This window comes from Pseudomonas sp. (assembly GCF_037994325.1).
Lineage (GTDB): Bacteria > Pseudomonadota > Gammaproteobacteria > Pseudomonadales > Pseudomonadaceae > Aquipseudomonas.
Genome location: NZ_JBBNAH010000065.1, coordinates 1 through 8480 on the forward strand (window position 1 = coordinate 1; position 8480 = coordinate 8480).

The following is an 8480-nucleotide window of genomic DNA, read 5'->3' on the forward strand; positions in this document are numbered from 1 at the left end:
ACCGCCTATATGCTGCGCACCCGCTACGGCTACAAAGGCGAAGTGCGCGCCATTGGCGATGTGCTGCGTGATCAGCTGTGGGCATTGCAGCGTGTGGGCTTTGACGCCTTCGCCTTGCGCGAAGACAAAGACCCGGAAGATGCGTTGAAAGCGTTTAGCGAGTTCAACGAGGTGTACCAAGCCTCGGCGGACCAGCCGCAACCGTTGTTCCGTCGCCGCGCCTAAGCCGGTACCAGGCGTCAATAAAAAGCCTCGCTATTGCGGGGCTTTTTATTGCGCTGATTTTTTCCTTTTTCGTCGCCCAGTTCGGCAGTTGCAGCGCTCGCCAGCGCTTATTACCCGAGCACTTTCCGGAATCGACCGCTTCTGCTGCAGCGGCCATCGCGTCACCCTCCAAGCTCTTCAATACGTTGATAGGGACTGACGCCATGACTACCTGCATCACGCGACCGTCGTCTACCTGCCGCTGCATGTGCAGGGAGTAATAAGCCATGATCAGGATTTCGCAATTGCTCACTAATCTGAGCCTGCTGATGTTGCTGGCAAACGCCCAAGCACTGCAGGCGCAACCGACAACCCCCGCCATCGGCAAGATCGTCTACCGTCTCGATGCTAGCCCGCCCGACGAAGTGTTCAGCGGTGGCATTGTCAACAGCGCCCCCGCTGAGGGAACGCTGAACAACTACAACATACTGGATCACGCCCTCGGGCTAATGTGCGGTCCCGGCCAGCGCTCGCCCTGGATAAGCACAACCCGCAGCGGCCCAAGACTCAACGAGTTTCTACGAAGGCAAGCTGACGCTACGCCGCTTGAGGAAAGCCCGTTGGTTGCATGGGTTTACACCATTGAAACCGACGACTCCTACCTGGACGTACTGAGCGTGGTGAACCAGGTGATAGAGGCCGGCCAGCACAATCAATACGGCTATGGGCACAGCCATGCGCAAACGCTACAACGAATTCTGCAGCACAACGCTATCCGCGACATAAACGAAGTGCTCACCTTGCACATCGCACCGGAACGAATTGTTTCAGCCAGCAGAGTGACGCTACAGCCAGGTCAGCCAATCCAGTGGGGCTCGCCCATAAACAATCCAAACCGCCGGCAATTCACGCCAGACGGCAACAGCCACTTACCCGAACTATCTGAAACTGTGCCGCCCAACAGCCGCATCCCTAGCTCCGTTTCCGCCGTCCATCCAGGCAACGGCACCTGCTTTCAAACTTGCGATGGCGCTCACGCCAGCGATCGCATGAAACGCAGCGCGACATCACCCGCGCTCAACCTCTGCGCAGTCAGGCCCACCCGCGCGCAGCGGTTTATCGGCAGCGAAGACTGAACCGCTATTCAGCCTTAACCATAAGGCTCAAGCCCGAACGCTTTCCCACGCCAGTTGCGCGAGTAAATCGCGGCAACTGGCGAATTCGGTCTGGGTTCGCCCGGCGAGCCAGTTACGAGCAAAGTCATGGGTAGGGCCAATGATCACCGAGGCGAAACAATCGGCGGGCATTTCGCGGAACAGCCCCTGTTCGCGGTAGCCGGCTAGCGCCGCCAAAATTCGCGCGAAGTGTTCACGGTTGGCCTCGCGCAACTGCTCGGCCATTTCCCCTGCCTCTACTCGGCCACGGCTGTGCAACACAAACCGCGCCCAGTCCGGGTTGGCCATCACCCAATCGATATAGCTGGTGACCAGCAGCTTTACGCAGTCTTTCGCGCTTTTCGCCTCCGCAAAGCCCTGCTCCAGCAGCGCCGCATACTCGCCCGTGCCCGCCAGGTACAGCGCGCCGATGATGCGTTCTTTGTTGCCGAAGTGGTGGTACAGGCTGCCAATGCTGGCGCCGGAACGGTCGCGGATCATTTCGATGGTGGTGGCGTCTACACCGATCTCAGTGAACAACGCCAAAGCGGCTTGCAGGATGTCGTCTTTACGGGAAGCTCGGGCCATGGGTGCTCTCAACAAATTAGAATATATTTCTAGAATTAATTTCTAATAGTGGTAATACTGACCTGGCGCGCACTTCTCTTCAATCACTAAATCGTCAGGAAATTGCCATGAGCCAAATGATGCAGATGTACCAACAAGCTGGCGCCGCCCAATTCAGCGGCATGATCGGCCAGGTCGCGCCCTACTTCGCCAGCATTTTTCCGCAGTTTGTCGAACTGCGCCCAGGCTATGCCGAAGTGACCGTCGCCAAACGCCGCGAAGTGCTGAACCATATCGGCACGGTGCATGCGATTGCGCTGTGTAACTCGGCGGAATTGGTGGCGGGCACCATGACCGATGTATCCATTCCGGCCGGCTGCCGTTGGATTCCCAAAGGCATGACCGTGGAATACCTGGCCAAGGCCGATGGTGACGTACGCACCGTAGCCGATGGCAGCGCGGTGGATTGGACGGTGCTAGGGGATGTGAAGGTGCCGGTAATGGCATACGTGGGGGAAAAGGCAGTGTTTCGCGCCGAGATCACCATGTATGTGAGCAAGGCATAACGGTAGGGCCTGCTTAACGCACCCTCTTCTTTTGCCGCGGGATTTTGGGCCCCCGCCTGCGCGGGGACGACGCAGATAGTTGTGTCAAACACGTCATCCCCGCCTAGGCGGGGAACCAGATAGCCGGCAAAAGAAAAAGGGGCACGAAGCCCCCTTATGATTAGCCCAGGTTAAGCAACACCCGCCCAACCATCTTGCCGGCCAGAATGCGCGTCAACGCTTCCGGCAACTGCTGCAAGTTCACCTCCTCCACCAGCGGCTCGAGGTCGAGTTTCCACTGCACCGACAGGCGATCCCACATCGACGCCTTGACCACCATCGGCAGCTCTACCGAATCCACACCCAGCAGGTTCACACCGCGCAAAATGAACGGCATTACGCTGCCCTTAAAGCCAACGCCTGCGGTCAGGCCGCAACAGGCCACGCTGCCGCCATATTTCGTGGCTTTAACCACGTTAAACAGAATGTCGCCACCCACGGTATCCACCGCACCAGCCCATTGTTCCTTGAGCAGGGCTTTGTCGGTGCCTTCCTGCAAGGCTTCACGGCTAACAATCTGATCCGCGCCCAAGCCTTTCAAAAACTCAGCTTGTTCCGCCTTACCGGTAGACGCCGCCACCGTGTAGCCCTGACTTTTCAGCAGCACCACCGCGATACTGCCGACACCGCCAGTAGCGCCCGTCACCAGCACCGGGCCGCTGTCCGGGCGCAGCCCAGCTTGCTCCAGCTTGTCGACACACAGCGCGGCGGTCAGCCCTGCCGTGCCGAGCACCATCGACTCACGCAACGACAGCCCCTTAGGCCGCTTGATCGCCCAGGCCGCCGGAATGCGGATGTACTGGCCAAAACCGCCAGCAGTATTCATGCCCAGGTCGTAGCCGGTGACGATCACTTCATCGCCAACGGCAAATTCGCCCACGCTGGATTGCTCCACCACACCGGCCGCATCAATGCCCGGCGTATGCGGAAAGTTACGGGTCACGCCCTTGTTGCCGCTGGCCGACAACGCGTCTTTGTAGTTAAGCGAGGAGTACTGCACACGAATCAGCAACTCGCCGGCGGGAAGGTCCGCGGTATCACGCTCAACTACCTGCGGCTGGAAAACGCCAGCGACTTCACTGACCTGTAGTGCGTTGAATTTACTCATCTCACTCTCCTCTGACGGTGCCGGGAATTACCAAAACCGCTGTTGCTGCAAACGGCTGAGCCAGTTCAGCAGCAGGCGGTCTATAGACAGGCTGGCAGCAAGGCCAACGCGCTCCGGCAAACTTTTCTTGTGCGCATAGTGCAGCTGGTAAACATCTGCAGTTTTCGCCTTGGTGGCGATGTATTCGTCGCTGGTCATCAACTCATCCACCAGCTTTTTACCCAATGCCTGCTGGCCCAGCCAGACTTCGCCGGTAGCGATTTCTTCCATCTGCAACTGCGGGCGGTAGCTGGCGACGAAGTCTTTAAACAGCTCATGGGTAATTTCCAGGTCTTGCTGGAATTTCTCCCGGCCCTTCTCGGTGTTTTCGCCAAATACCGTCAGCGTGCGTTTGTATTCGCCGGCGGTGAGCACTTCAAAATCGATTTCGTGTTTCTTCAGCAAGCGGTGCACGTTAGGCAACTGCGCCACCACGCCAATGGAACCCAGAATGGCAAAGGGCGCGGAAATAATCTTCTCGCCAATGCACGCCATCATATAGCCGCCGCTGGCCGCGACTTTATCCACGCACACCGTTAGCGGTACGCCGGCCTGACGAATACGCGCCAATTGTGAAGACGCCAAGCCATAACTGTGGACCATGCCGCCGCCACTCTCCAATCGCAGCACTACTTCGTCTTTAGCCGTGGCCAGGCTCAGCAGCGCGGTTACTTCATGGCGCAACGCATCGGTGGCCGAGGCTTTGATATCGCCATCGAAATCCAACACAAACACGCGCGGCTTTTCCGACGGCTTCTTTTTCTCCAGTTTGTCGGCCTTGGCCTGCGCCTTGTGCAGAACCTTCAGTTGGTCTTTGGTCGACAACGCGCCTTGCAAGCGCTCATGCAAGGCCTTGTAGAAGTCATTAAGTTTATGGACCTCCAATTGCCCACTACGTTTGCGCCCTTTACCGCGCACCACAGCAAGGGCCAGCAGCACCACCACAATGGCCACGACCACAGTGAATGTCTTGGCCAGAAAGCCAGCGTAATCGGCTAAAAACTCCACGCGTATTTCCTCGAGTTGCCCGTAAAGCGCCCAGCGTTGGGCGTCGGTTAAGTGAAGGTCAGCATACCGACGCAGGCAGTTGCCGACCAGCGGCCCAAGGCGCACTCATGGTTACAAGCTGCGTGGTAGAACGGCATCGCCCGCATTCAAACAAGCGTATGTTTTTTCGTTGACAGGCCCCACCTATCCTCATACCCTCGCCAAACTTTCACCGTAGCGGGATGACGCTCACGTGGGCAGCATTTACATGATTCGCCATGGCCAGGCCTCCTTCGGCGCCGACGATTACGACGTGCTCTCCGACCGTGGCGTGCAGCAGGCCGAAATTCTCGGCAAGCACCTGGCCCAGCTCGACGTGCGCTTCGACCGCTGCCTGGCCGGCACCTTGCTGCGCCAACAGCACACCGGCAAAGCCGCCCTCGCCCAACTCCAGGCTGCGGGCATTGCCACGCCAGAATTGGAAACCGACGCCGCCTTTAACGAGTTCGACGCCGACGCCGTGATCCGCGCCCTACTCCCCGACCTGTTACCCGAAGAACCGCACGCCCTCGACACCTTACGCAACGCCGCACAAAACCGTGGCGAATTTCAGCGCTTGTTTGCCCTGCTAATCGGCCGCTGGATATCCGGCGAACACCACAAACCCGGCCTGCAAAGCTGGAAAGAATTCGTAGAACAAGTAGAAGGCGGCCTGGCGCGTATTCTCGAACAGGCCTCAAGCAAAGACAGCGTTGCCGTGTTCACATCAGGCGGCACTATTACCGCCATGCTGCACCTAATAACTGCAATACCGGCCGCGCAAGCTTTCGAACTGAACTGGCAAATCGTCAACACCTCGCTCAACCGCTTTAAGTTTCGCGGTACCGAGGTGGCCCTGGCTTCCTTCAACAGCCACGCGCACTTAGAGCTGTTGAAGGCGCCGGAACTCATCACTTTCCGCTGAGTTCCGGACTACTGTGGCCCGCAAGGCCGCGCGTAACTTAGAAAACTATAAAGGATCGAATCATGACCACAGTTGCTGACATCGCTCAAACCATGAAATCCAAGTTCAACCCTGCCGCTGCTGCCGGTCTGGACCTGGTGTTCGGCTTCAAAATCGAAGACGGCGAAGACTTCTACCTGACCGTTAAAGACGGCACCGTTGACCTGGCCACTGGCGTATCGCCAGACGCCAACGTCACCCTGATCATGAACACCGAAACCCTGTCGGGCATCACCACTGGTGAAACCGACGGCATGCAAGCGTTCATGGGCGGCAAACTGCGCGCCGAAGGCGACATGATGCTGGCCATGAAACTGGGCGAACTGTTCCCGGTTTAAGTGGTTTTAGCGTCTACGCTGAATAAAAAACCGGAGCTCACAGGCTCCGGTTTTTTTTCGTCTACACGCGCGCCGGGCGCAGTAATCAGGCGCGCTGATTAAGCACAAACACGCTCACCAATAAGGGCCCGCTTGGCTTGTGACGGCCCCGCCTCGGCATTAGATTAGCCAATAATCTAAGGCCCTCATTATAAGTAGAAGGGATAAGTATGGCGCTTACCGACCAGTCCACCCGCATCCGTAATGGCGAAGAACTCGACGCCGCCGTTATCGACCCGTACCTCAAGGCGCACATTCCCGGCCTGACTGGCGCGCCGAAAATCAGCCAGTTCCCCGGTGGCGCCTCCAACCTCACCTACCTGATCGAATACCCCGAACAAGAATTCGTGCTACGCCGCCCACCCTTTGGCCACAAAGCCAAATCGGCCCACGACATGGGCCGCGAATTTCGTATTCTCAACCAGCTAAAAGACGGCTTCCCCTACTGCCCCAAAGCCTACGTGCACTGCACCGATGAAAGCGTCATGGGCGCCGAGTTCTACGTAATGGAGCGCGTCAACGGCATCATCCTGCGCACCGACATGCCGGCCGAGCTGAACTTCAGCCCCGAGCAAACCCGCGAGCTGTGCAAAAACTTCATCGACAAATTCGTTGACCTGCACCAAGTCGACTACAAGGCCTGCGGCCTCGGCGACCTCGGCAAACCCGAAGGTTACGTAGAGCGGCAAATCGGCGGCTGGACCGACCGTTACGAAAAAGCCATGACCCCCGACGCACCGAGCTGGGAAGTAGCCAAAGCCTGGCTGCGCGACAAGATGCCCGCCGACCACCACAAGCCGGCCATCGTGCACAACGACTACCGCCTGGACAACGTCATTCTCGACCCGAAAAACCCGACGCAAATCATCGGCGTGCTCGACTGGGAACTGACCACCATCGGCGACCCGCTCATGGACCTGGGCAACACCCTGGCCTACTGGATTGACGCCGCCGACTCCGCCCCCATGCAGATGATGCGCCGCCAACCGAGCAACGCCCCGGGGATGCTCACCCGCCAGGAATTCGCCGAATACTACGGCGAGCGCGCCGGCATTGAAGTGAAAAACCTCGACTTCTACTACACCTACGGCCTGTTCCGCCTGGCCGGCATCGTGCAGCAAATTTACTACCGCTACTTCCACGGCCAAACCCAGGACAAACGCTTCGCCTCGTTTATTCAACTAAACAAGCTGCTGGAGCAAGCGAGCCTGCAGGTCATCAACAAATCCACGCTGTAACGCGCCTGCGCGCCCGCCGCCCAGCCCAATGGCGGCGGCGGGCTACGCCCTAAACACCCAGCGACACACCACCAGGGGAACCCCATGTCCAAGACCCACCTGTTCGACCTCGACGGCAAAATCGCATTCGTCTCCGGCGCCAGCCGCGGCATCGGTGAAGCCATCGCCAAACTGCTGGCCCAACAAGGCGCGCACGTCATCGTTTCCAGCCGCAAAATCGAAGGCTGCCAAGCCGTAGCCGACGCCATCATCGCCGACGGCGGCAAAGCCACCGCCATCGCCTGCCACATTGGCGAAATGGAACAAATCCAAAACGTCTTCGCGCAGATTCGCGAGCAGTTCGGCCAGCTCGACATCCTGGTCAACAACGCCGCCACCAACCCACAATTCTGCAACGTACTGGACACCGACCTCTCGGCCTTCCAGAAAACCGTCGACGTCAACATTCGCGGCTACTTCTTCATGTCCATCGAAGCCGGCAAGCTGATGCGTGAAAAAGGCAAAGGCAGCATCATCAACGTGGCTTCCATCAACGGCGTATCGCCCGGCATCTTCCAAGGCATCTACTCCGTGACCAAGGCTGCCGTCATCAACATGACCAAAGTCTTCGCCAAAGAAACCGCCCAATTCGGCATCCGCTGCAACGCCCTGCTGCCGGGCCTGACCGACACCAAATTTGCCTCCGCCCTGGTCAGCAACGACGCCATCCTGAAAACCGCCCTGCAACAAATCCCCTTGAAACGCGTAGCCGACCCCAGCGAAATGGCCGGCACCGTGCTCTACCTCGCCAGCGACGCCTCCAGCTACACCACCGGCGTAGCGCTGAACGTCGACGGCGGCTTCCTCTCCTAAGCCCAACGCTGCACACAAAAAAGAGAGACCTACGGGTCTCTTTTTTATTGGCTGCCGTTCTGTTGGCCTTCGCTACGCTCACCAACGCAAGGCAACCTCGATGCCGCCTCAAACCCCGATCGGCCCCCTCTCCCGCTCGCGGGAGAGGGCTGGGGAGAGGGCCGCGATCTACCCCATCACCAAAATGCTCAACAGCCGCCTTCGCGGCGATAACCCCGCAATCCCCCCAGCAAACCCCCACACGACCTGTCACCATGCCCGCGCCGCTCCACAGCCACGGATGCACTGGATGAAGCTCACCGCCCTGCTACTGCCCCTACTCCCCCTACTAGCCCAACCCGCACAC

Annotated in this window: 10 protein-coding genes; 7 read left to right on the plus strand and 3 right to left on the minus strand. The window is 58.7% G+C overall.

What is annotated here, in order from left to right:
• Both AAAB16_RS02005 and AAAB16_RS02010 read left to right on the plus strand, forming a co-directional pair.
• Positions 1-225: DUF934 domain-containing protein (locus AAAB16_RS02005; protein ID WP_340661826.1), on the plus strand; the 225-nt coding region annotated here is incomplete at its 5' end.
• Positions 226-491: 266 nt separating this feature from the next.
• A complete protein-coding gene (locus AAAB16_RS02010) occupies positions 492-1340 on the plus strand; it encodes a hypothetical protein (protein ID WP_340661827.1) in 849 nt (282 codons plus the stop codon).
• Positions 1341-1367: 27 nt separating this feature from the next.
• Here AAAB16_RS02010 and AAAB16_RS02015 read toward each other — a convergent pair whose 3' ends face one another.
• The gene (locus tag AAAB16_RS02015) at positions 1368-1946 is read right to left on the minus strand and encodes a TetR/AcrR family transcriptional regulator (protein ID WP_340661828.1); all 579 of its coding nucleotides are present in this window, start codon (positions 1944-1946) and stop codon (positions 1368-1370) included.
• A gap of 107 nt (positions 1947-2053) precedes the next feature.
• Between AAAB16_RS02015 and AAAB16_RS02020 the strand changes: the two genes are divergently transcribed.
• The gene (locus tag AAAB16_RS02020; protein WP_110614126.1) at positions 2054-2491 is read left to right on the plus strand and encodes a hotdog fold domain-containing protein; all 438 of its coding nucleotides are present in this window, start codon (positions 2054-2056) and stop codon (positions 2489-2491) included.
• A gap of 160 nt (positions 2492-2651) precedes the next feature.
• On the opposite strand, the gene AAAB16_RS02025 is transcribed toward AAAB16_RS02020, so the two are convergent.
• Positions 2652-3638: a YhdH/YhfP family quinone oxidoreductase gene (locus AAAB16_RS02025; RefSeq protein ID WP_340661829.1), complete on the minus strand. Its 987-nt coding sequence runs from the start codon at positions 3636-3638 to the stop codon at positions 2652-2654.
• A 27-nt stretch (positions 3639-3665) separates the two neighbouring features.
• Positions 3666-4685 carry a protease SohB gene (gene sohB / locus AAAB16_RS02030; protein WP_340661830.1) on the minus strand — a complete coding sequence of 340 codons (1020 nt, stop codon included), beginning with the start codon at positions 4683-4685 and terminating at the stop codon, positions 3666-3668.
• 232 nt (positions 4686-4917) lie between these two features.
• Here sohB and AAAB16_RS02035 point away from each other — a divergent pair, with 232 nt between their 5' ends.
• The 4 genes from AAAB16_RS02035 (at position 4918) to AAAB16_RS02050 (ending at position 8134) form a co-directional block, all read left to right on the plus strand.
• Entirely contained in the window at positions 4918-5628 is a 711-nt protein-coding gene (locus tag AAAB16_RS02035; protein ID WP_340661831.1) for a histidine phosphatase family protein, read from the plus strand.
• A 62-nt stretch (positions 5629-5690) separates the two neighbouring features.
• Positions 5691-6005 carry an SCP2 sterol-binding domain-containing protein gene (locus tag AAAB16_RS02040; RefSeq protein ID WP_271194850.1) on the plus strand — a complete coding sequence of 105 codons (315 nt, stop codon included), beginning with the start codon at positions 5691-5693 and terminating at the stop codon, positions 6003-6005.
• A 209-nt stretch (positions 6006-6214) separates the two neighbouring features.
• On the plus strand, positions 6215-7282 hold the full coding sequence (locus tag AAAB16_RS02045; protein WP_340661832.1) for a phosphotransferase family protein: 1068 nt from the start codon (positions 6215-6217) through the stop codon (positions 7280-7282).
• An 84-nt stretch (positions 7283-7366) separates the two neighbouring features.
• Entirely contained in the window at positions 7367-8134 is a 768-nt protein-coding gene (locus AAAB16_RS02050; RefSeq protein WP_110614132.1) for an SDR family oxidoreductase, read from the plus strand.
• The last annotated feature ends 346 nt before the right edge of the window (positions 8135-8480 follow it).

What these genes read in the sequence shown, in the direction of transcription:
- AAAB16_RS02015 (WP_340661828.1), bottom strand. Translation starts at nt 1,946, where the DNA reads ATGGCCCGAGCTTCCCGTAAAGACGACATCCTGCAAGCCGCTTTGGCG.
- AAAB16_RS02050 (WP_110614132.1), top strand. Translation starts at nt 7,367, where the DNA reads ATGTCCAAGACCCACCTGTTCGACCTCGACGGCAAAATCGCATTCGTC.
- AAAB16_RS02025 (WP_340661829.1), bottom strand. Translation starts at nt 3,638, where the DNA reads ATGAGTAAATTCAACGCACTACAGGTCAGTGAAGTCGCTGGCGTTTTC.
- AAAB16_RS02045 (WP_340661832.1), top strand. Translation starts at nt 6,215, where the DNA reads ATGGCGCTTACCGACCAGTCCACCCGCATCCGTAATGGCGAAGAACTC.
- AAAB16_RS02020 (WP_110614126.1), top strand. Translation starts at nt 2,054, where the DNA reads ATGAGCCAAATGATGCAGATGTACCAACAAGCTGGCGCCGCCCAATTC.
- AAAB16_RS02010 (WP_340661827.1), top strand. Translation starts at nt 492, where the DNA reads ATGATCAGGATTTCGCAATTGCTCACTAATCTGAGCCTGCTGATGTTG.
- AAAB16_RS02040 (WP_271194850.1), top strand. Translation starts at nt 5,691, where the DNA reads ATGACCACAGTTGCTGACATCGCTCAAACCATGAAATCCAAGTTCAAC.